17 protein-coding genes and 4 pseudogenes are annotated in these 23,115 nt (G+C 35.2%); 10 read left to right on the forward strand and 11 right to left on the reverse strand.

The genetic code is table 11. The features are described from left to right. Window positions 1-43: 43 nt before the first annotated feature. The 5 genes from OPR39_RS05245 (at window position 44) to surE (ending at window position 8,049) form a co-directional block, all read left to right on the forward strand. Window positions 44-2,926: an FAD-dependent oxidoreductase gene (locus OPR39_RS05245; protein ID WP_141457273.1), complete on the forward strand. Its 2,883-nt coding sequence runs from the start codon at window positions 44-46 to the stop codon at window positions 2,924-2,926. Between the two features lie 303 nt (window positions 2,927-3,229). Beyond that, the gene (locus OPR39_RS05250; RefSeq protein WP_015589371.1) at window positions 3,230-4,789 is read left to right on the forward strand and encodes a proton-conducting transporter transmembrane domain-containing protein; all 1,560 of its coding nucleotides are present in this window, start codon (window positions 3,230-3,232) and stop codon (window positions 4,787-4,789) included. Continuing rightward, on the forward strand, window positions 4,774-6,117 hold the full coding sequence (gene ffh, locus OPR39_RS05255; protein ID WP_141457276.1) for a signal recognition particle protein: 1,344 nt from the start codon (window positions 4,774-4,776) through the stop codon (window positions 6,115-6,117). Before OPR39_RS05250 ends, ffh begins: the two co-directional genes overlap by 16 nt. Window positions 6,118-6,604: 487 nt before the next feature. Continuing rightward, window positions 6,605-6,850 (forward strand): hypothetical protein, encoded by a 246-nt coding sequence (locus OPR39_RS05260; RefSeq protein ID WP_209452544.1) that lies wholly within the window; start codon window positions 6,605-6,607, stop codon window positions 6,848-6,850. Between the two features lie 446 nt (window positions 6,851-7,296). Then, window positions 7,297-8,049 carry a 5'/3'-nucleotidase SurE gene (gene surE / locus OPR39_RS05265; protein WP_015589369.1) on the forward strand — a complete coding sequence of 251 codons (753 nt, stop codon included), beginning with the start codon at window positions 7,297-7,299 and terminating at the stop codon, window positions 8,047-8,049. Between the two features lie 24 nt (window positions 8,050-8,073). On the opposite strand, the gene hisS is transcribed toward surE, so the two are convergent. After that, entirely contained in the window at window positions 8,074-9,297 is a 1,224-nt protein-coding gene (gene hisS / locus OPR39_RS05270; RefSeq protein WP_265039309.1) for a histidine--tRNA ligase, read from the reverse strand. Then, complete coding sequence (locus OPR39_RS05275; RefSeq protein ID WP_015589367.1) at window positions 9,294-9,866, reverse strand: NifU family protein; 573 nt, start codon at window positions 9,864-9,866, stop codon at window positions 9,294-9,296. Before OPR39_RS05275 ends, hisS begins: the two co-directional genes overlap by 4 nt. A 160-nt stretch (window positions 9,867-10,026) precedes the next feature. Between OPR39_RS05275 and OPR39_RS05280 the strand changes: the two genes are divergently transcribed. Then, the gene (locus OPR39_RS05280) at window positions 10,027-10,287 is read left to right on the forward strand and encodes a J domain-containing protein (protein WP_227738613.1); all 261 of its coding nucleotides are present in this window, start codon (window positions 10,027-10,029) and stop codon (window positions 10,285-10,287) included. Between the two features lie 19 nt (window positions 10,288-10,306). Here OPR39_RS05280 and OPR39_RS05285 read toward each other — a convergent pair whose 3' ends face one another. Continuing rightward, the gene (locus tag OPR39_RS05285) at window positions 10,307-11,836 is read right to left on the reverse strand and encodes an N-acetylmuramoyl-L-alanine amidase (RefSeq protein ID WP_223823148.1); all 1,530 of its coding nucleotides are present in this window, start codon (window positions 11,834-11,836) and stop codon (window positions 10,307-10,309) included. 342 nt (window positions 11,837-12,178) lie between these two features. Here OPR39_RS05285 and OPR39_RS05290 point away from each other — a divergent pair, with 342 nt between their 5' ends. Further along, complete coding sequence (locus tag OPR39_RS05290) at window positions 12,179-13,408, forward strand: cytochrome b (protein ID WP_265039312.1); 1,230 nt, start codon at window positions 12,179-12,181, stop codon at window positions 13,406-13,408. A 347-nt stretch (window positions 13,409-13,755) separates the two neighbouring features. After that, complete coding sequence (locus tag OPR39_RS05295; RefSeq protein ID WP_010963022.1) at window positions 13,756-14,514, forward strand: cytochrome c1; 759 nt, start codon at window positions 13,756-13,758, stop codon at window positions 14,512-14,514. Window positions 14,515-14,652: 138 nt separating this feature from the next. Here the strand turns inward: OPR39_RS05295 and OPR39_RS07480 are convergent. Further along, window positions 14,653-14,751: pseudogene (locus OPR39_RS07480) on the reverse strand (IS5 family transposase); the annotation flags it as partial. A gap of 47 nt (window positions 14,752-14,798) precedes the next feature. Here OPR39_RS07480 and OPR39_RS05305 point away from each other — a divergent pair. Together OPR39_RS05305 and truA are read left to right on the forward strand one after the other, a co-directional pair. Beyond that, window positions 14,799-14,921, forward strand: a pseudogene (locus OPR39_RS05305) (IS630 transposase-related protein); the annotation flags it as partial. A gap of 71 nt (window positions 14,922-14,992) precedes the next feature. Next, entirely contained in the window at window positions 14,993-15,730 is a 738-nt protein-coding gene (gene truA, locus OPR39_RS05310) for a tRNA pseudouridine(38-40) synthase TruA (RefSeq protein WP_265039314.1), read from the forward strand. Between the two features lie 88 nt (window positions 15,731-15,818). Here the strand turns inward: truA and dnaN are convergent, their stop codons facing one another. From dnaN to dnaX, 7 genes and pseudogenes are all read right to left on the reverse strand, one after another. Next, on the reverse strand, window positions 15,819-16,976 hold the full coding sequence (gene dnaN / locus OPR39_RS05315; protein WP_041573541.1) for a DNA polymerase III subunit beta: 1,158 nt from the start codon (window positions 16,974-16,976) through the stop codon (window positions 15,819-15,821). A gap of 115 nt (window positions 16,977-17,091) precedes the next feature. Beyond that, a pseudogene (locus OPR39_RS07135) lies at window positions 17,092-17,588 on the reverse strand (invasion associated locus B family protein). Further along, window positions 17,581-18,474: an RNA polymerase factor sigma-32 gene (locus OPR39_RS05325; protein ID WP_015589362.1), complete on the reverse strand. Its 894-nt coding sequence runs from the start codon at window positions 18,472-18,474 to the stop codon at window positions 17,581-17,583. Before OPR39_RS05325 ends, OPR39_RS07135 begins: the two are co-directional and overlap by 8 nt. Window positions 18,475-18,792: 318 nt before the next feature. Continuing rightward, window positions 18,793-19,494 (reverse strand): P44/Msp2 family outer membrane protein, encoded by a 702-nt coding sequence (locus OPR39_RS05330; protein ID WP_141457284.1) that lies wholly within the window; start codon window positions 19,492-19,494, stop codon window positions 18,793-18,795. 380 nt (window positions 19,495-19,874) lie between these two features. Further along, window positions 19,875-20,815, reverse strand: a pseudogene (locus tag OPR39_RS07485) (IS5 family transposase). A gap of 350 nt (window positions 20,816-21,165) precedes the next feature. Next, complete coding sequence (locus OPR39_RS05350) at window positions 21,166-21,480, reverse strand: YbaB/EbfC family nucleoid-associated protein (RefSeq protein ID WP_041573540.1); 315 nt, start codon at window positions 21,478-21,480, stop codon at window positions 21,166-21,168. A gap of 21 nt (window positions 21,481-21,501) precedes the next feature. After that, window positions 21,502-23,103: a DNA polymerase III subunit gamma/tau gene (gene dnaX / locus OPR39_RS05355; RefSeq protein ID WP_141457288.1), complete on the reverse strand. Its 1,602-nt coding sequence runs from the start codon at window positions 23,101-23,103 to the stop codon at window positions 21,502-21,504. Window positions 23,104-23,115: the final 12 nt, after the last annotated feature.

Below are 23,115 nucleotides of genomic sequence, written 5' to 3' on the forward strand. Positions count from 1 at the left end.
TCTTCATCTGTAAGAAACAGCATGTACACTGTATAGTATAGCAATGAAGCTGAATTTCAAAATCTCATTTTCGAATCTATATACTCGCAATGGATTAATAAAATTAGATGAGACATTTTTGAATTATATCAAATCATGTGATGAGAGCTTGTTTTGTTCATTAATTGAAGCAAGAGAAAAAGCAGCTTCTTCTTCGATGTCATCCCAGTGTCACCTCCCATCATCCCAGTGTCACCCCCCGTCATCCCAGTGCTTGACACTGGGATCTAGAAAACAAGAAGGACGGTCGGCTACTTGGATGACAGATAGTCAGTTAATAGTAGACCTCTCATATTTACTTGATGAATTTATTGCAAAACTTTTCAATGTTGAAAAAGAAATAGAGGAGCTAAAGAAAAAGCACAACGACTTTGCTGTAATATATAAATGCAAAAGGTTATTTGTCCAACGCTATGCATTGAAGAAATACACTAATGTGGCGAATATAGATATTACTAACAAACTAAGTCATTTTCTCACTTTGCCAACAACAGAAAAAAATTTTGCTGAGCAGGTGATGCATTGGTTTGAAGATAAAGAAAATCACAAAGAAGAAATAGAACTTGCAGCACAATATGCAGTGTGGAGAGTAAAAAATAAACAGAGTATATTATTCAGTATTCATAAAAAAATCGACCACGAAAACCTCATACCATTTTCTAAAAAAGAAGTGGACAAAGTTGAAGTGCTGTATTCAAATGAAGTAAAAAGACGATACGGTTTTGATCTAACAAGCAAAAAGGTGAGTTTGAATAAAGCACTAGATAATGCTCACTACTGCATATTTTGTCATAAGCAAAGTAAGGACAGCTGCTCAAAGGGGCTAATTAATAACGACAATACTTTTAAACAATCTCCACTAAAAGTTGAACTGCACGGCTGCCCACTAGAGCAGAAAATATCAGAAATGAATCTGGTGAAAAGCGAAGGGTACAGCATAGCAAGTCTTGCAATTGTGATGATAGATAACCCATTATGCGCAGCCACTGGGCACAGAATATGCAATGACTGCATGAATTCGTGCATATATCAAAAACAAGAACCCGTAAATGTGCCAGCAATTGAAACAAGGATTCTGGATGATGTGCTCAGTTTACCGTACGGATTTGAAATATATTCTCTGCTCAGCCGTTGGAATCCTTTAAATTTTCAGCGTTCATTGCCAAGAGGAAACACTGGAAAAAACGTTCTAGTTGTAGGCCTTGGTCCTGCTGGTTTTAATTTAGCTCATCATTTGTTGAATGATGGGCATAACGTTATTGCCATTGATGGACTAAAAATTGAGCCTTTGATCGATAATTTCCAGCTAATTAAAGATTTCAAACACGAAAAATTGAGTGAACGCATGGCAGGAGGGTTTGGTGGGGTGGCAGAATATGGTATTACTTCTCGGTGGGATAAGAATTACTTAAAGATTATTAGATTACTGCTGGAAAGACGTGAGAATTTCGTACTTTATGGAGGCATTCGTTTTGGTGGCACGATTAATGCTGATGACGCGTTCAACTTGGGTTTTGATCACATCGCCCTAGCACTTGGCTCTGGTAAGCCACGAATGATCAAAATAAAAAACATACTAGCTCGTGGAGTACGCATGGCATCTGATTTTCTGATGTCGTTACAACTGACTGGCGCTCTTAAATTCGATTCTATAGCAAATCTGCAAGTTCGTATGCCGATAGTTGTCATAGGTGCGGGGCTTACTGCGATTGACACTGCCACTGAAGCTTTAGCGTATTATCCAATTCAAGTAGAAAAATTTCTTCTTCGTTATGAGATATTAGTTGATAAGTATGGAAAGGACTGTGTTGAAAAAGATTGGACAGAAGAAGAGCGCGAAATTGCGAATGAGTTTATATCGCACGCACAATTGATCCGAGAAAAGCAAAAGTTAGCAAAAAAAGAGAATAGAGAAATAAAAATATTAGAGTTAATGCAGAGCCTCGGGGGAGTGAAAGTTATATATAGAAAAGAGCTAAAAGATTCACCAAGTTATCGATTAAATAGCGAAGAGGTGCAAAACGCATTATCAGAAGGGATTTACTTTATTGAAAACTTAGAGCCAGTTGAAGTTGTGACGGATAAATATAACCATGCTGAATTAATAAAACTGATAGACACAAAATCCGGCGAAATCAAACGTATAAAAGCACGTTCTATTTTTATAGCAGCAGGTACTGAGCCAAATACAGTTATTGCAACAGAAGATAAAAAGCATTTTAAATTAAGTAATGGGTATTTTACTCAATTGAATTCATTGGGAAAAGAAATAGATCCAATATTTTCTCCAAAAATGCAAAATAAAGATAGAATATTAGTGTATAAGCAAGGCAATAAAACAATCAGCTTTTTTGGTGATCTTCATCCTTCGTATAGCGGCAGCGTTGTGAAAGCTATGGCAAGTGCTAAGAACGGCTACCCTATTATTTCCCAGCTTTTGAATAGAGTTAATAGCTTCGTTTCTGTCATTCCAGTGTGTGATGTTGTGGGCCAGAAAAAAAATGCGTGGCCAAGTGTTGAAGACCTGGCTAATAAAGAATTATTTAATAGAATCAAAGAGCAATTCACTGCAAAGGTTATAAAAGTTCAATATTTAACAGACAAAGTTGTGGAAATAGTGATCAAAGCACCACTTGCGGCAAAGAATTTTAAGCCTGGGCAATTCTTTAGATTGCAAAATTTTGAAACCAATGGCAGAAAAGCCAATAATACAAACCTTGCTATGGAAGGTATAGCCGTAACCGGCACTGAAGTAGACAAAAAAAAAGGAATTATTTCCACTATTGTGCTGGAAATCGGCGGCTCCACTAATTTATGCAGACACTTAAGAGAAGGCGAGCAAATAATTCTTATGGGCCCAACTGGCAGACCTACTGAGGTTTACTAAGTCTCAATATTAAAGTGATGTCAAATTTTATTTCAAAAAGTAAATAATTTACTAACGCTCGTGCACAAATTAAAAATAAATTATGCACGAGTGTAGCGTTATGAATTAGGAGTGCTATATTAAAGCTTACCTCACTATTAAAGCTATCGGTCAGATTAGATTAAAAACCTAATCTGACCGGTTTCTCTATAACCCTCTAAACTCTGATATAATTATATGATAATTAGTTTAATTAGTGGTTAATATGCAAATTGATTTTATTCATATATTGAGATAGCATAAACCATATTGGTTTTAATTATTGTGCAACTTTATAAATCGTCACTGTTACTTCTACTGACTGTATTAATAGTTATAGTCCTAAAATTACCTGAAAATTTGAGCATTGCAGTAAATTGGTCTCTCCCAATTCTAGATTTTGATTTATCTTTTCGTACCATACTAATATCTTTTTTATCAGTTGCATTTTTAGCTGTTCTACCAGCACAAAATTTGACTTTTTCAGAGATGCTATCTTTTGCTGCTTACACTATTAGTTCACTTTATGCAGTTTTATCTGAACATATGATATTGGTTATAATATTCTGTGAATTAATGACCATCAGTGCATTTTTTATTATCGCAGCTAGCTGTAGAGATAGTGGACCTGCAATAAGGTACGCTTGTGTACACTTTTTCGTTGGAGTTATATTAATAGCAGGATTGGCACTTCAAAGCACTAACCTGATAATTTTGGGTTTATTGATAAACTGCGCTTGTTTTCCTTTTTCATTTTGGGTTGTTGATGCATATCCTGCTGCATCGCTACATGGCACCACATATCTCTCTTTATTTACCACTAAAGTCTCTTTTTTAGTGATGCTTTTACACACTTATAACCTATGGCAAGATTGTACTGAAATATTAGCGCTTGTAGGCACCATCACTGCAATTTACAGCATTATATTTGCTTCTCTCGAGCAAAATATTCGTAGATTTTTATGCTATAACGTTGTAGGACAAATGGGCTTGCTGATTATTGCAGGAGGTTTACTCAGCCCTTCGGAAAAGGCAATACCAATTTTGATACTGCATATAATCTTCTCTCTTGTTTATCAATCATTATTGTTTGTAGTCAGCAATTCGATTATTTCACGAACAAAAACAATTAGTTTTAATGGAGTAGGCAAACTGATGTCAGTGGAAGGCATGTGTGCTATAATCGCAATACTTACAATGGCTGCATTTCCTGGAACCGCTGGATTTATTAGCAAATCATACATTACAGCCGAGATTGAAGCAAGTGGTGCTAATTTAGAAGTGTATAAAAACTTATACAAGATTCTAAATTTACTGCTTTATTTAAGCGTGGGGCTCAAGTTTCTTTACTACATATTTATTGCAAAAAGTAAGTCAAAACCTTTAGCAGAGAGGGGAGGCAAAATGACTATGATTATTTTAGCATTTATATGCGTAATTGCTGGCAACCCTTACTTACCTATTTACAATAAACCTTCGATTTTCGATTTTGTGTACAACACAAAAAATATTTTGTCGCAATTTAATTTGTTATTATGTACCACTTTATTGTTCATTCTTTTACGCAAGTTATTTTACCCGAGAATAAATTTTAAAATGGATGTTGATTGGATTTTTAGAGCTTTCATACCCTATATTATCTTGCTGTTCAATCAATTGGTCTTTAAAGTGAGAGAAATGTCTGCCAACGTACTGCAAAACTTGACTAATTCACTTACTAGTTTATACTTTGATAATATTACTAAACTTAAGGAAGTGCTGGGTTATAACTCAGTGAGTTTTGTTTCAGCTTCTTCTCTCTTTTTAATGAGTATTCTACTAATGCTATTATGTTTAAGTCGTTAACCGAAAGTTTAAATTCTGTATTTAGTAAACTAAGAGGAAAGTCGATCATTTCTGAAGATGATTTTAATCTTGCCATGCGTGAAATACGCATAGCCTTAATTGAAGCTGACGTTTCACTTGAAGTTGCAAAAAAATTCATCAATGACATTAAAGATAAAGTGATTGGGGAAAAAGTCATAAAAAGTGTTTCTCCAGCACAAATGATAATTAAAATTGTGCAGGATAATTTAGTTGCAGTTCTCGGATCAGAGAAAAGTGACTTAAATCTAGCAGTTAAACCCCCTGCTGTGATTATGATGGTGGGCTTACAAGGTGCAGGTAAAACAACCACCTCAGGAAAGCTTGCTTTAAAGCTAAAAAAGCAAAAGAAAAAAGTGATGCTTGCCTCTTTAGACATTTATAGGCCGGCTGCCCAAAAACAACTTGAAGTGCTAGGTAAACAAATAGATGTGCAAACTTTACCTGTAGTAATAGACGAGAAGCCCATTACAATTACAAAAAGGGCACTAGCAACAGCAAAGAACGATAATTGTGATGTATTAATACTAGATACCGCAGGCAGGCTTCATATTGACAATAATATGATGAATGAGTTGAAAGCCGTAAAGGAAATAGCTTCACCTGCAGAAGTTATTTTAGTAGCCGACGCAATGATAGGCCAGGATGCGGTCAACATTGCCAAATCATTCAATGAGGTAATAGGTGTAACCGGCATTATTCTTACCCGTGTTGATGGTGATGCACGTGGTGGTGCTGCTCTTTCTATGAAAATGATCGCCGATTGTCCAATTAAATTTATTGCTTGTGGTGAAAAATTAAGTGACCTCGATGATTTTTATCCAGATAGAATTGCAAAAAGAATACTTAGCATGGGTGATGTTGTCTCATTGGTTGAAAAAGCTGCTGAGATTGTTGGTCAGGAAGAAATTGATAAGTTACAAAAAAAAGTGAAAAAAGGTAAATTCGACCTAAACGACCTAGTGGGAATGTTAAAAACTCTGAGTAAAATGGATGGCATTAGCAACATAATGAAATTCATTCCTAGTTCATTTACAAAAAAGCTAAGTAGCAGTGTGCCAGATGACAATAAAGTGAAAAAATATATAGCCATCATAAACTCAATGACTGAAAAAGAAAGGCAAAATCCAGATATTTTAAATGGCAAAAGAAGACTTAGAATTTCTAAGGGGTCCGGAACAACTGTAACTGACATTAATCTTCTAATTAAGCAGTATAATCAAATGAGCTCTATGGTAAATAAGTTCAGTAAAGTTGACCATAGTAAACTCAAAGAATCTGATTTGATGGATATGCTAAGCAGAAAGTAAGTCAGCAGGTAGTGGAATGAGACAAATCATCAGTAAACCTTTAGCTATATCAAAAGCGGCTTAGGTCTCGCAAAAAAATTTACAGCTTCTTGCTAGCCAAGAAATTTATTATTAATTTTAAGAAATACTATAGCTGACCCAAGCAACACGTCATACCGCGATTCATTTCATAACTGTACGAACATTGTAGTGTGGGCCACCAGTGGGGTGTCATCCGAGTAGCTTGACTACTTGGATCCAGAAAAAAGAATGGTGTCATGAAAGTAGCCTCCTTCTCCTGTCATCCCAGCGCCCAGAGGTGTCATCCTTTTTTTTTGGATTCCAGACTGGAATGACAGCAGTCCTACGTCATGCCACCGCGAACCGTCATACCGCGATTCATTCGCGGTATCTCTAGATCCCGCTAACAAGTAGCGGGATGACGAGGTCAGGGTGTCATGAAAGTAGCTGACACTGGTTTCCATCCAAGACAGCAGTAGCCCCTTCGGTGTCATTCCAGTGCCCAGACACTGGGATCCAGGAAAGTTTGCTTGTGGGCAAGCAAACTAGCACAGAAAGTGGTTACAACATTTTCGATGAGATTGCAGAAAGGCTGGATTCCAGTGCCAAGCACTGGAATGACAGCAGTCCTACGTCATACCGCGATTCATTCGCGGTATCTCTAGATCCCGCTAACAAGCAGCGGGATGACGGTTGTCGTTTAGCTACAAACATTAAGAAATTTACCAAATGAAAAAAAAGGCAAAAGAAACCCCGTAGTGCGAGTTTTGACTCTCTAATACTTTAAATTGGCGCTATAATAATGTGCTGACGCTTAGTTTAAGCGCGATTTGGCTGAATGTAGAAAAATTTTAAAAGACATGCAGCCGCTATAATGTTATGTAATCCGCCAAAAGATACCCTGAGTTTTTTACTGAATTTTGTCATTGAGCCTGCAGGTCAAAAACAAGTTTTGAGTCATAAATACCCTTAACACTATAATAAGGGGGCTGGCGGAGTTTGTCAAGCAAGTTTTTTCGTTTCTATTGTAATGACAGTTATGGCCTGTGCAAGAAATCTATTGATTTACAGCAGGTTCTTTGTTACAGTTCGTAGTTATGCAAAGAAACTTAAAGCCTCATGAGTTTATTTACAGCCAGTGGTTTACATAATTTGGAGCTGTATAGCTGAGTATTGTATATGATAATATTAATAACAAACGATGATGGTTTTGGAAGTGAAGGAATAAAATTACTCAAAGAGATTGCACGGAATTTTGCGTCAGAAATATGGATAGTGGCACCAGATACTGATAGAAGCGGGGCTGCAAGATCTCTTGATTATCCAGTGAAACAATCTATTGGAATAAACCAACATAGTGAAAGGGAATTTAGTGTGTCTGGTACTCCTGCAGATTGTGTCATTATTGCGCTAAATAAAGTTATGAATAAAAAACCAGACTTAATATTGTCCGGAGTAAATATTGGATCAAATGTTGGGGACGATATTTGTTATTCAGGAACAATTGGTGCTGTAATGGAAGGTGCTGCAAGGTCTATACCTTCTATTGCACTGAGCCAAGTTTATCATGATAAAATAGACTGGCACAATACAAAGGTTTTTGCACCAAAGGTTATTGCCAAGCTAGTTAAGGTTGGTTGGCCTAAAAACATAGTGATGAGTGTAAATTTTCCTGCTACGGAAAAAGTAAAAGGAGTAGAATTTGCTGAACAAGGTGAATATAACATTGATGGGGATTTAATTTTTACTGAAAATTCGAATGGCTCTTTTAGCTTAAATTGGTCTCGAGAGCACTCAGGCAGTGGTAGTATAAATAAAATAAAAGAAGGATTTATTACTATCACACCAGTAAAATTAGATTTTACAGATTATGATACATTGAATGCTATGAAAAATTCTTGTGCAGACGAATTTTCTTCTATAGCTGACTGAGAAAAACATTTGCATTGCTCCTAATTAGATGTTTTCTATTGTGTTATCGCGAGCAATTATTTTTTCTTCACCTGTATCCATATTTTTTACTTTAACAGTATTGTTGTTTAACTCATCATTCCCAAAGATCAATACAATTTTAGCATTTGCTTGACTTGCTTTCTTCATGCGATTTTTAACTGTTCCACTGTGTTCGTAACTTACATATAAACTATTTCTGCGCAATTCATTTGCAAGTGTTAAAGCATGTTTTTCAGCCTCTCTACCGATTGGAATTAGGTAAATAGGTCGCTCTTCTTTCGGAGAATAATTGATTAACTCCATTATGCGCTCAATACCCCCTGCAAATCCTATTGCTGGAGTGTGTTTTCCACCTACTGAAGATACTAAATTATCGTATCTTCCACCGGCAAAAACTGCCCCTTGTGCACCTAAATCCTCTGTAACAAACTCAAACACTGTGTGGCAATAATAATCCAAACCTCGAACTAGTTTATTGTTTACGGTATAAGGTATATCAAGAATTGTTAATCCATTTAGTATTTGTTCAAAGAAATCTGAGGACTCTTTCGTATAATAATTGCTGATTTTAGGCGCATCAGAGATTATTAATCTATCTTTCTCATCCTTAGAATCTAGTATTCTGAGTGGATTTTTGATCAACCTATTTTTGCTATCTTCTGATAGATCATTTTGATACTTTGTAAAGTATAAGATCAAAGCTTCTCTATACTTAGTTATTGTCTCACCATCACCTAAAGAGTTGATTTCCAGCTTTACATTTTTATTGATGCCAAATTCAGTTAGTAAGTGCTGAGCGAGTGATATCAATTCAACATCGGCTTTTGGATCTTCTATGCCAAAAACCTCAAAATTTATCTGATGAAATTGCCTTTGTCTTCCCTTTTGCGGTCTTTCATAGCGAAATGCAGGCCCTGTTGAAAATAATTTTATCGGCGTTTGCAGTTTTTTTTCAATTAATAGCCTGACAATCGCTGCAGTGAACTCAGGACGTAAAGTTATGCTCTTTCCCCCTTTATCATTGAAGCTATACACCTCTTTAGTGATGATATCTGAGCTATCACCTAAAGTTTTTGTAAAAACCTCCGTGTACTCAAATATTGGAGTTTGGGCGGGCAAAAAGCCGTATAGACTTGAGATTCTATTTGCTGTTTGCTGAATGTATTTAAACTTATACCACTCATCAAATAGAAGGTCTTTCGTTCCTCTAACTGTTTGATTAGTCATAGTGTGGTCTCTATACCTGCAACCTCTGGTATGTGGTAGCTCAGCATATTCTGCACTCCTTGCTTTAAAGTAATTGCAGCACTTGGGCATCCAGAGCAAGCTCCTTGTAATTCAACATAAACTATTCCATCTTTATAGCCACGAAATTTGATATCGCCACCATCTTGAGCAACTGCAGGTTTGATATAACTTTCCATCAATTCTTTTATTCTATTTACAATTTCTATATCACTTTCATCAAAAAATTCCTCATTTGGTATGTTATTATCATTCACTCCTTCTTTATTTAGCGCTTTTCCACCTGAAGTAAAGTGATCCATGATTGTAGTTAAAATTTCTACTTTTAATGTATCCCAATTAATTTCACCCAATTTTGTTACTGAAATAAAATCATGACCAAAAAACACTCTTACCACATGTTCTATTTGAAAAAGATTTGCTGCTAGTTTAGAATTTTTTATCTCATTTGCATTTGAAAAATCAGCCGTTTCTCCTTCGTTTAGAATTGCAAATCCAGGGAGAAATTTCAGTGTGTTTGGATTAGGTGTTTCTTCAATCTGAATGAACATGTTATTTACCATGACGATTATAATTGTTACTATTTAATCATAAAATGATAAAAAAATATACATGTCATTCATCTTTTTCCTTTTTTTGATATTCATAGTAGTTACATTTGTCTTGCCTAGCGTTGTTATATTTTTTCTTTTCCTGACAAAAAAAAATAATATGAGTTTCATGATGAACTCTATATTGAGTAAGTTTTTGAACGAATTTAGTAGCAGTAGAAGTTATACTGAAAATTACACTGGTGATAACATGTCCAAGGATGAAGCATTAAAGATACTGGGGCTGAATCCTGAGGCAAGTCAAAATGAAATCAATAAAGCATATCAAAATTTAATGAAATTAGTTCACCCAGATAAGGGAGGCTCGGAATATTTTGCGCAAAAGCTAAATGCGGCACGTGATAAATTGTTAAAAAAGTGATCTTAAAAAAAGTTTTCGTTTAACGAATTTCTTCCTTTGCTTTTTCTAAATACTCCAATATTGCTTCATGTAGTGCAGTCCATGTTATCTGTTCTTCCAGGGAAGGTATAAATTCTTGTCTCCAAGCATTCTTAAACTCCTGAAACCACTGTTTTTCAAAACCCTGAAATTCTAAAGAAATATCTACTTTAAAGCTATCAATTAAACTGGAAACTTCTGCAGCTTTAGAGCTATCTAGTGATTTTAAAGATAACACTCCACTCTTTAAAATCTCTAACTCTTCCAATACATTAAGCTTAAATGGTTTATAGAGTGAAGACCATATGCGATATCTTAAATAAGAATCATAGTATAACTTAATTTTGTACATTAAAGTGGTAGATGCATCAGGAGAAATGTTATTCTCATATTGTGCAAGAGAAGATAATAAATTCTCATAATCTACTTTGCTTAAACATGGTTGTAGAGTCGATTTAATTTTTTCACTAAAGGTTAGATAACTAGAAGAAATGCCATGACTATATTCACTAAAGAATTCAGGAAATATATCTGCTTGTTCTAGTTTAAGAGGTAGATCTTTTCTAATTTCTCTTGGTAAATTATGTATTGAAAACTGATAAATAACCCATACAAAATTCTCATCAAACTCATCTGAGTAATCAGCATTATTATCAGGAAAAATTACATTACCTTTCTTATCATTCCAAGGTTCTATCTTATAGAAAAATCTGTTCAGCCTTTGTTTTAATTTCAAAATACCTTCATTTCTATCACCTGCTTTATACAATGTTTTGCCCATTTTGTGTTTAGCATCTTTAGGGTTTATTCTGTCACTTATGTGCAATCCAATTTCATTTTTCTCTAATAACTCCCAATCAAACAATTTGTGTGGATCTGGTTTACGCATTGTATAGCCAAGCTCTGGATCATACACTATAGTTCCTATTTCAGAATGACTAAATATCATATCCCTTTTAATTTTAAAACGCTCCATAAGGTATAAAATCAGCTCTTTAACAGATCTCATTTGCTCTTCCGGAAAAGGCTCAAGTCCTGTGTTTACAATTTCAATACCTACAGAATAGTTGTTAAGCTTCCGTAACTCTTCAAGCTTACTATCTACCTTAACTCTTGCATAACTAATACCAGCATGCCATGCTTCTTTCTCTAATGGAACCATTAAGGTGATGCTGCCATCCCTATCGACAATAAAATGAACTGACAATCCTCTAGCATTCAGCGTATCTTTTGTACCTTTTAGTGTTGATGTTTCAGTATGGTGAACTATAACCATTAACACTTTTTTACCTGCCCTATCACCATAATTTAAAGCTGAAGCTGGATCTAAAAATAACAAATCCTGATCTTTCAATAATGGTAATTTTTCTTGTAAATCTTGAAAATCATTCTCGATATTGCTTGAACTGGATACTTGCCCAGATATGAGAAATGCTGAGACAGTAATCAGTAAAACTAATAAATATTTGTTGACTTTAGATAGTTGGATTTTCATACCATCTTCATAAACACTTTGTAGATAATTTTTCATTATATAGTTAGAATAGGGTTGTTGAATAAATTTACAAGACAAAATCATACTAGTCTGGTAGTAGTAACATGTTCAGAGATGGAGCATTTAAAGTGCTAGGAATAGATTCTGGAGCGAACCAAAATGAAATCAATAAAGCAATCAAAATTTAATGAAATTAGTTCACCCAGATAAAGGAGGCTCGGAATATTTTGCACAAAAATTAAACGCAGCACGTGACAGGTTGCTGAAGAGGTAATTAATATTGCTTTAAAGTTTTTATTTGTGCGTAAAGGATAAGTTGCTACAATAAAAAAATAAGATAAAAGTAGCAATGGACATGTGTTCAGAAAGGTTTAAGTTATGCAGGAAGATAACAAAAAAGAAACAATAAAAGAAGAAAAAGGCATATTAGGATGGATAGAATATAGATTGCCTATATTTTCTTTTCTAAGACACACTGCTTCTTACCAAGTGCCAAAAAACTTAAATTATGCTTGGAACTTTGGCTCTTTGGCTGGTATAGCGCTGATTTTACAAATAATAACAGGTATATTTCTTGCTATGCACTACACTCCGCATGTTGATTATGCGTTTAATAGTGTAGAGCGCATAATGCGGGATGTGAATTACGGGTGGTTAATACGCTACACTCACGCTGTTGGAGCATCGCTCTTCTTTATGGTAGTCTATGTTCATATAATGCGTGGATTATATTACGGATCTTATAAAAGACCGAGAGAGATGGTGTGGTTTATTGGAATATTTATATTTTTTGCAATGATGGCAACTGCCTTTATGGGATATGTATTGCCTTGGGGACAAATGAGTTTCTGGGGTGCAACAGTTATAACCAACTTATTTTCTGCTATACCTTTAATTGGCAATAAAATAGTTATATGGTTATGGGGTGGTTTTTCAGTGGATAACCCAACACTTAACCGTTTTTTCGCTCTGCATTATCTTCTGCCTTTTGTTATTATTGCTTTAGCTATGCTTCATGTGATAGCTCTGCATAGGTTTGGCTCTGGTAACCCAAGTGGAGTGGAGGTAAAATCAGATAAGGATACCATCCCTCTCCATCCTTATTATATAGTCAAGGATTGCATAACTTTTGGTCTGTTTTTTGTAGTTTTGTTCGCATTTGTTTTCTATGCTCCCAATTATCTTGGGCATCCAGACAATTATATAGAAGCTGATTCTATGGTCACTCCGGTACATATAGTGCCAGAGTGGTATTTTTTACCTTTTTATGCAATGCTACGTTCAATTCCAGATAAACTTACTGGTGTGCTTACCATGTTTGCGTCTATTTTAGTGTGGTTTTTGTTACCTTGGCTTGATAAATCAAAAGTTAAAAGTGGTGCTTATCGCCCGGTGTTTAAGAAATTTTTTTGGGTTTTTGCAATAAATTTTGTACTTCTTGCCTGGCTTGGAGGACAAGAGGTAAAAGAGCCTTACATCACTATGAGTAGGCTATCTACTCTTTATTACTTTGCATACTTTGTGATAGTTTTACCACTGCTTAGTAAGTATGAAAAGCCAAAAGAACCACCAAAAACCTTAAGTGATTCTGTGCCGGAGATGAGGTGATGTCAATTCAAAGCAGATCTCTTACAAAATTCTCTGTCATCCCAGAGCTCTCTTTTGTCATCCCAGTACTTGACACTGGGATCCAGAAAAAAAATAAATGGATTCCAGCATCATGTACACAATTGTATGAACGTTGTATACAACACACAGTGTCATTCCACTATCTTCCGTTGTCATCCCAGTGCTTGACACTGGGATCCAGGTATAAAAATACTTACAAATCATGCAATGGACAACAGATTCTAGGAGTGCATGATAACCATAATGTCAGTGATGAAATAAGCTGGATTCCAGTGTCAGCTACTTGCATGACATCAATTCGAAATTTACTAAAACAGTGGTTATGCATGGGATCTAATGTATTTGCAATCTTCTGCATGTTATTTCTATCTAGTCTTATATCTGCAGAAGAATTTAAATCATCACCAAATAAGAAAATAGACTGGAAATTTGATGGAATTGTCGGATCTTTCGATAGAGAGTCAATTCAGCGTGGCTATAAAGTGTATAAAGAAGTCTGTGCTGCTTGTCATTCAATGAATAGGGTAGCATTTCGTAATTTGCAAGATGTCGGTTTTTCTGAAGAAGATGTAAAACAAATAGCAGCTTCTTATCAAGTTAAAGATGGTCCGAATGATTTGGGTGAAATGTTTGACAGACCTGGAGTACCTTCGGATTATTTTATTGCGCCTTTTGATACAAAAGAAGCAGCTGCAGCAAGCAACAATGGTGCAGTCCCACCAGACTTATCATTAATTATTAAAGCAAGGCATGATGGTGCAAATTATGTCTATTCATTGTTAACAGGCTATCAAAACGGCGAACACGATGAAAATGATTTATATTTTAATTCGTATTTTCCAACAGGCAGATTAGCTATGGCGCCACCACTTTCTGAAGGAATGGTGGAATATGATGGTGCAAGGCAAGCCACAGTTGAAAATATGGCGTATGATGTGATAAATTTTTTACAATGGGCAGCAGAGCCAGAATTAGAGCGCCGGCATAAACTTGGATTAAAAGTAGTGGCGTATTTTATAATTTTAACAGTGTTTTTTGTATTAACTAACAACAAAGTTTGGAGCAAGCTCTATAAAAAGAAGTGATAGTCAATTTTGCCTCAAGCACAATGGTTGTCATCCAAGTAGCTAACACTGGTTCCTTTATGACGGTGTCATCCGAGTAGCTGACACTGGGATGGCTTTGTCGCATCGTACCTTATACGGTAATAATTTACGATAAATTCATGTAGCCATTTCGAATTTAGCCATACCAATGTCAGTAAATTTATTAAGCAAATAGCACTTAATGAGCAGTTCTTTTTCACGATTTATAGCTCTTTTCATAGAAGTCCGGATGTGATAAGGATAGATAATGATAAGGAGGTTGAATGCCAGCAGCATATAGTTATGATTTAAGAAAAAAAGCAATGGAGGCGCTAGACGAAGGAGAAAGCAGAGAAGCAGTGGCAGCAAGATTTAAGATTGGACGAACTACTTTATGGGAGTGGCAGCACTGTAGGCTTGACCATAAATTATGTTAAGATAGAAAATGACTATTTTAGATAGAGCTTGATGTAATGCAGTGCGATACAAAATAACGGTAGAATATAATGGTAGTAGTTTCTCTGGTTGGCAAAAACAGCAACACTCTGCTAACTCAATCCAGGAGAAGATAGAAAATGCTATATTTAATTTTAGTGGTGAGAAAATTGCCTTGTACTGTGGTGGAAGGACCGATGCTGGGGTTCATGCTTTAGGACAAGTTGCTCATTTTGATATGGAAAAGGAATGTGAGCTTTATAGAATAAGAAACGCAATAAATTATCATTTAAAATCAATTCCTATAGTTGTGCTTAATGCAGAAGTTGTAGATGATGCGTTTCACGCACGGTTTTCAGCAAAAAAAAGATATTACGAATACAGAATAGTTAATCGCTATGCTCCTGCCGCTCTGGAGACGGGTTATGTATGGCAAGTGTTTAACCCACTTGATGTAAATATTATGCGTGAAGCTGCTAAACATCTACTTGGAAAACATGACCTTTCAAGTTTTCGTTCAAAAGATTGTCACGCCGCAAATCCGATAAGAACAATTGATGATATCGATATAGTACAAAACGGGAATCATATACACATCAAAATATCTGCTATTTCCTTTTTACATAACCAAGTGAGGATTATTGCGGGTACTTTAGTTGAATTTGGAAAAAATAGAACCAATCCGCAAGAAATGCTACATATATTAAGCCAATGCAAAAGAAGTGCTGCTGAGGTTACCGCGCCGCCTTTTGGCTTGTATTTGGTAAAGATAGATTACTAATTTAATAAAAAGTAACGTTCTTAGTGAAATAAGTGTCATACCGCCGCAGTATCTCCAGATCTCGCTAACAAGCAGCGAGATGACGAGTTTAAGTTCTCATTGGCATCACTACATATAATACATTTGAATCATCTTCATCAGTGATAATTGTAGCACTATTACCATCGGCTAAGCTAAACTTACATTTATTTTTTATGCAAGATAGAACATCAAGCAAATAACGCGAGTTGAACCCTATTTCTATAGGGGCTTCATTGTAGTCCACTTCTATGGATTCAGTTGCATCACTGCACTCTTGGGAGTTTGAATGCAGAGTTAGCAGCTTTTCTTGTAGTGAGAATTTAATGGATTTTACTTTATCAGATACAACAACGGAAACTCGATCTATAACATCTGAAAGTTTTTTACTTTCAATAATCATATGCTTATCTTGAGATGCTGGAATAACTGCTTTATAATTTGGAAAAGTTCCATCTATTAATTTTGATATTAGAATATATTCACCGCATGTAAACTTGATTTTTCTGTCTGAGAGTTTTACTTTAATTTCATTACAATCGTCCAATATTTTTAACAACTCCATAACAGTTTTACGTGGAATGATCACACCGAATTCGCCATTAATATTTCCAGGCTTTGGCCTCTTTATACACGATAAACGATGGCCATCAGTTGCAACACAGTACAGAAACTGCTCATCTGTATGTAGATATATTCCATTTAAATTATACCTTGTATCATCTAGTGATACAGCAAATTTTGTTTTGGTTAATAAGTCTATCAGGTCCGTATTGAGTAGAGTAAAATCATATTTATAATTGTCTTCTTCAAGAGCAGGAAAACTGCTTGAAACTACATTCGGTAAAGAAAAGTTTGCATTTCCGCAAGACATCAATAATTTTCCTTGGTTGTTTACTTCAAAATTGACATCCAAATCAGCGGGTAACTTCTTCACTATGTCATGTAAAGTATGCGCTGAAATTTTTACTTCTCCTTCTGTTAATACGGTTGCAGCAAGTGAGGCAAACATTGAAATGTCAAGATCAGTTGCCATTAATTTTATGCTGCCATGTTGTGCTTTGATATTTATACATGCCAAAACATCTATTGCATTACGCCTTTCGACCACTCCACTTACTCTGGATAATGTATTTAAAAGACTTGTTCGGCTCACGCTAAAACGCATCTGCTCGCACACAGAATTTTGCTTTTTGATTTCTGTGTCTACACCTGCAACCTCTGACATTACTAACTCTCAAAAATATATTTTAAATGATATCCGCATTCCATATAAAGTAAAGTGCTATTCATTGAAAGAGTAGTCTATTTTATACTATAGCTGGGTATTCTGTTACAATAATTTACTTTGTATGGCATGAATCATGCATTTTTTGATACGCTTTTTGAAACCCAAGTAGGGAATAAGTATCATCAATGGTCACTGTTTTTGTTTTCCCATTCACTACCATTGATAATCCCTGCTTCATTTTTAGAATGAGATCTTGATCTATTTTTGTATGCTCTGCCCACGCAAAACTTCCCTGTATTATAGGCAGTGTATATTTAATTTTTTTGTCGATATTGAGAGCTACAGGCTCCTTATCATACTGAAAACCAGAGGTAACGCTTACCTCATCTGCTTTTTTATCAACATAACTAACCATTACATATGGCTTTCGGTTGGTTGTATAATGTTCGCTTTTTTTTTAGGATAGGATACAATATAACATACCTTCTCTCCATCTTCCAATGCAGTATACACGAGCCAATCTTTATATTTTTCCTTCAATTGCACATCACTAACTGATGCAAAAGCGCCTATTGAAAAAAATATTAGAAATATAAAAAAACTACGCATGCAAACCAAATTTCAAACTTTCTGATTGTATATATTGTTTTACCTTAGCCATCGCCTGCTCAGCCAACTGCCTTATTCTTTCTCTTGAAACACAATATTTTTTACTAAGTTCATCCAGAGTTTGAGTGTTTTCAGACAAATATCTACTGATAAAAATGTCTCTCGCCCTTTCGTTGAGACTTGCTAGTGCATTGTTTAAAATTGTTTCTTTTAATTCTTTCTCTTCATGATTTTGGTAAGTTACTTCTTGACTGACCAAGTTACATGGGATCATATCTTGTAGCTCCCTTTTAGAGTCATCACCTATTTTTATGCAATCGTTTAGCGACTGATCCTTACAAGCCAAACGGTAATTCATCTGTATAATGTCTCCTTCGGATACAGAAAGCTCATTAGATATTGCTTTTATTTCTTCATTATTTAAAGTTTCTCTGTTTGTATACTGTAAAATTCTTTTTTTTATTTTACGTAAACTAAAAAATAATCTTCTTTGTGCTTGCGTTGTGCCTATTTTCACAAATGACCAAGATTTCAATATAAAGTCTTTTATTGAAGCTTCAATCCACCACACTGCATAAGTTGAAAAACGAAACCCTAAATCAGGATTAAACTTTTTTACTGCATGCATTAAACCCATATTCCCTTCCATGACCAGGTCCATCAACAATAGTCCATAATTTTTGAATTTCATTGCAATTTTCACTACCAAATTCAAATGGCTGGTAATCAATTTATGAGCAGAAGAAATATCCTTGTATTGGTTCCAATTTTTTGCTAGTTGTACTTCTTCCTCTTGAGACAGCATGGGAAATTTTCGCACCCTAGCAATATATTGCATGAGATTGGTTCTGCTATCGACACATAAGCTTGCCATTGGGGTCAACATAACAACTTAAATTAAAACTTCATGCATATAATATATTGATTTTCCAGCAAAAATTCAAGCTTTGATTTGAAAAAAGTACAAATTTTCCATCTAATTTCTTGGAGACAGTAGGCCGCAGTGTTAGCTAATTGGATAACATTATGTAACTTTAGATGATATTCTACCAGTACAATGGTAAACGTTATAGCCTAAACACATAGCAAATAGTGTTATTCCAGTGCCTTGACACTGGAATCCACATTTCTTTTTTCTAGATCCCAGTGTCATGCTACTTGGATGACAAGAAAAAACCCACTGGGATAACAAAACTGAGATAGACTAGAAATTAAACGCTACTCCAGCTTCTGCACCAACAGTGCTGTAAAGAACTTTGAGTTCCCCCTTGTCTTTGCTTGCTGCAGCAGTATCTTTATCAAAATGAGCACCAAAAGAACCGAAATAACGAGCTCCAGCGTAGAGTTTGATTTCTGGAGTTATGTCATAGCTGACACCAGCTCTTGCTTGACCAGCAAAAGCAAATTTACCATTTTGACTACTCACAGCGGTTGCCAAAGGTGTGCTAATATACGCTGCACCAACACCAACACCAACATATGGAGTGATAGGCATATCTTCAATTGCTATATCGTAATAAACGTTAACTAATCCTGAAAATGCTGTTAAACTGTCTGCAATTGCTGGAGTAGGAGCTACATCAAGTGTATCCTTGCTTAGCTGCGAATAAAGCCCTTCAACATCAACTCTGATGTCGTCCATTTTGTAACCAAATGCACCACCACCAGCCATAAAAGAAGCTTTATAAAGGTCAGTAGTTGTATCAGTATCCGCAGTCTTCTTTTTAGCACCTGTAGCACCATCAACTTTTGTGAAAAGAGGTAAAATTTCACCGTTGTATTGCAAACGAACGTAGTAGCTAGTTTCTTCATCACTTATTGGACCAACAGGATCTGAAAAAGCAGAGTTTGATAAACTTAGCAACGTTGCTAAAGCGGCTGCTGAAAAAAACTTTTTATAATGCATAATTGTCCTCGTAAAAAAAATTAAAATTCCACTTTAGCAGTCTAAGTAACAACTAAAGTTAAGTCAAGTGCTAACTTAATAACACAAAATATTCTACATTTTAACTAATTTTTAGGAGAAGACAAAGATTTTATTAATGAATAAATACGACTTTTGATTTTTTGGTATAGCTAACACAGGTAAGATTTACTATCGAAAGACCTCGTCATCTCGCTGCTTGTTAGCGGATGAGAAATCCACAACTGTACGAACATTGCAATTTGGGCCTACCAGGAGGGCAATGCCTCTTATCCAAGTACCCTCTTCTTGTCATCCAAGTAGCATGACACTGGGATGGCTTTGTTGCATCACACTTTATGAGATGGTGATTTATGGTAAATTCATGTAACTATCTCAAATTTAGCCATACCAATATCAGTGAATTTATTAAGCAAATAGCATTTGATTGGCAGTTCTTTTTCTCGATTTATCTCAGATTTATTCCTAAAACTAAATCCGAATATTTGCTTTAATCTTGAGAAAAACCCTTCAATATAAGATCTTTTCCCATAATTTACTTCTTTTTTCCATTCTTTCATGCCATCTTCACCGTATAATTTTATTAACCTAATAGCAGCATTCCTGTCAGACATATAATCTATTTCTGGATGTTCTGCCGCATTGTTTATTGGTGGAATTTTTGTCTTTATATCATATTCGTTACACAACTTATAAAACTTGTGCCTATCACATGCTCTATCTGCATATAGTGCTTTTATGGCATGCTGAAAATCGACTTCTTTTAGCAAATCACAAGCTCCATAGTGATCAGCCGTTACTGTATTTTACAGCTATGGCTTTTTTGCTGTTTGTATTCAACATTACATGCAATTTTCTTGTCTGTTCATAGCTGCGATACTTTCTATCTTCGCTATTTTCTTTGCTATGACCAGGAGTGTTGTTGTATATACTAATTCCTGTACTGTCTATAGCAATTTCGATGTCTTCCATATTATTTTCTGCAATCATTTATCTTAATATTAAGTTTCTTAAACCTTCTTGATGCTTGTGAATAGCTGATAACTGCCAAATCTCTTCCTATTTGTTGCAAATACCCTTTTATAAACCCGACTGTTTGTCTTAAACCAATTCTAAAGAAACTGACGATTATATGCACCAAAATCACAACTTTATCACTATAAATATAGTTGCCGCCCTGCATTTTTGGACAATTCTCGTACCAATTTTCTATGGCGTCATTGATATAACAAAAAATGCTTCCTCTTTCTTGGAGAAATTTGTTATATTCATGGCAGTTACTGACTCTCATTTTTTGTGGCATATTTTTTCTTCAACAGTTAAATGGCTATTTATAATGAATTTTGTCAGTAACTGCCAGTTCTTTTCACTTGAGCGATGCAACAAAGCCCACTGGGATCAGGAATTTTATTAAGTTGGTAAGCATAAAAGTAGCCGTTTTATGTTAAAACACAACGTTCTTGATGAGATTACGGCAAGGCTGGATTCCAGACTGGAATGACATCGTTTACTATGTGCCATATTGCAATGTTCGTACAGTTGTGGAATGAATTGCGGTATGACATAGGGCTGTGCTAGCTATAGGCGCATTATATAAAGAAGTCTAGTATTAGAAAAAAAATACTTACACTAAAAGAAACTTCAGTAGTAAATTCAAAAAGGAAGTTTAAATCCAGGTGGTAAACCCATCATACCTGCGAGATCAGAAGTTGCATTTGCCATATCTTCTTCTGCTTTTTTAACGGCATCATTAAACGCTGCTGTTACTAAATCCTCTACTATATCTTTTTCCTCATTTCTCATAAGTTCTAAGTCTATGTTCACCTTTTTAGCTTTATAGCTACCTATTTTTATGACTTCCACTAATACAGAAACTTTGCCACCACCAGAAATACCTTGAAACTCTTTTCCAATATATTTTTCTTGAGCTTCTGCAAGCTTTTTTTGCATCTCTTGCGCTTGTTTCATTATTTGACTAAAATCCACAACTTACTCCTTATTTTCTATATTAACTACTTTTGCACCTTTAAACATGTCAAGTATATCCTTGACTGCAGGTGCATAATTTAAATTACTCACTTCCCTGTTTATATAACCCGTATCAACTGTAATAACCCACTCCTGCTGAGTTGCCTGGTTTAAGTAATTTTTTAAATCATTGCAAAAATTACTGTCCAACTTAGATACAGCTTTTAATTTTAAATACCCAGGTTTACAATCTATTAATTGTAGATTATTACACAGTTGTTTGTAAAGATAAATTTGGTTACTCCGCCTTAATAGTTGCAAAATCTTATCAAAATCGTAATTTTGTTGTTTATTTTCCACATGGATCCCAGTGTCACGCACTGGGATGACAGAGTGGGGTTGTTGTTTACTTTCCACATATTTTTTTGGATCTGAGTAGTCAGCTACTTGGATGACAGAGGGGGAAGGTGCAACAGGTCTGCCCTGTCTATTTCCTTGCTCTACATTTTGTGAAAGAACTTTTTTGATCACCTGTTCTGGAGAAGGTAGATCAGAGAGATAGCAAAGACTAATTAGCATCATTTCAGCAGCAACATCGTTGCATGTTGAAGTTTTTATATCTTGAATACCTTTAAGCAACACCTTCCACAATCTTGAAAAAAATATTAAAGATCTCTTTATACTTAAATCTTTTATCCTATTCTTTTCATACTCTGTAACTGCACTATCAATCTCTTTCGTAATTAAAAAACGGCATACTAACTGAATTGTTTGCAATAGACCTTCAAAAATACTAAGTGGGTTTGCTGTTTTTATCGCCTTGTCAAACACTGATAGAGCTTTCTGTAAATCACCTTCTAATATTGCCCCTAATAGATCAAATATAATATCTTTATCCACTAGGCCAAGTATGTCTGTCACATTTTTAGTGGATATTGCACCATCTTTGCTATATAGCACTGCTTGATTCATCAAAAACAAGGCGTTACGCATTGAATTTCCAGAGTGTCGTGCAATTAATTCTAATGCTCCCTTTTCAATAGAATAACTCTCTTTTTGTGCAACATCATTTAAACGTTCCACTATTTTAGCTACAGGAATGTTGTGTAAATCAAATCTTTGACAACGTGCAATAATAGTTATCGGTATCTTTTTTATTTCCGTAGTTGCTAAAATGAATTTTACACTAGATGGTGGCTCTTCTAGGGTTTTAAGTAATGCGTTAAATGCACTGCTGGATAACATATGTACTTCATCTATAATGTAGACTTTGAATTTAGAGCTTATAGGTGAATAGCAAATATCTCCCAGGATTACTTTAATATCGTCAATGCTAGTGTGACTTGCTGCATCGATTTCAATCACATCTGGATGGCTTGAATTTTTTATTGCTAGACAATTTTCACATGATCCGCAAGGTTCAAAAATTGGCCCCAGGGAACAATTCAAACATAAAGCTATTATCCTTGCAGTGGTGGTTTTACCAACTCCACTACTACCAGAGAGCAGTATAGATTGTGGGATTTTGTTTAAAATAAAAGCATTTTCTAATACACGCACTAATATATCTTGACCTACTAGATCTTTAAAGCTACTAGGACGATGTTTTAATGCTATATTCACAGCTTCGGATAA

Source organism: Wolbachia endosymbiont (group A) of Yponomeuta plumbellus, from assembly GCF_947251575.1.
Taxonomy (GTDB): domain Bacteria; phylum Pseudomonadota; class Alphaproteobacteria; order Rickettsiales; family Anaplasmataceae; genus Wolbachia; species Wolbachia pipientis.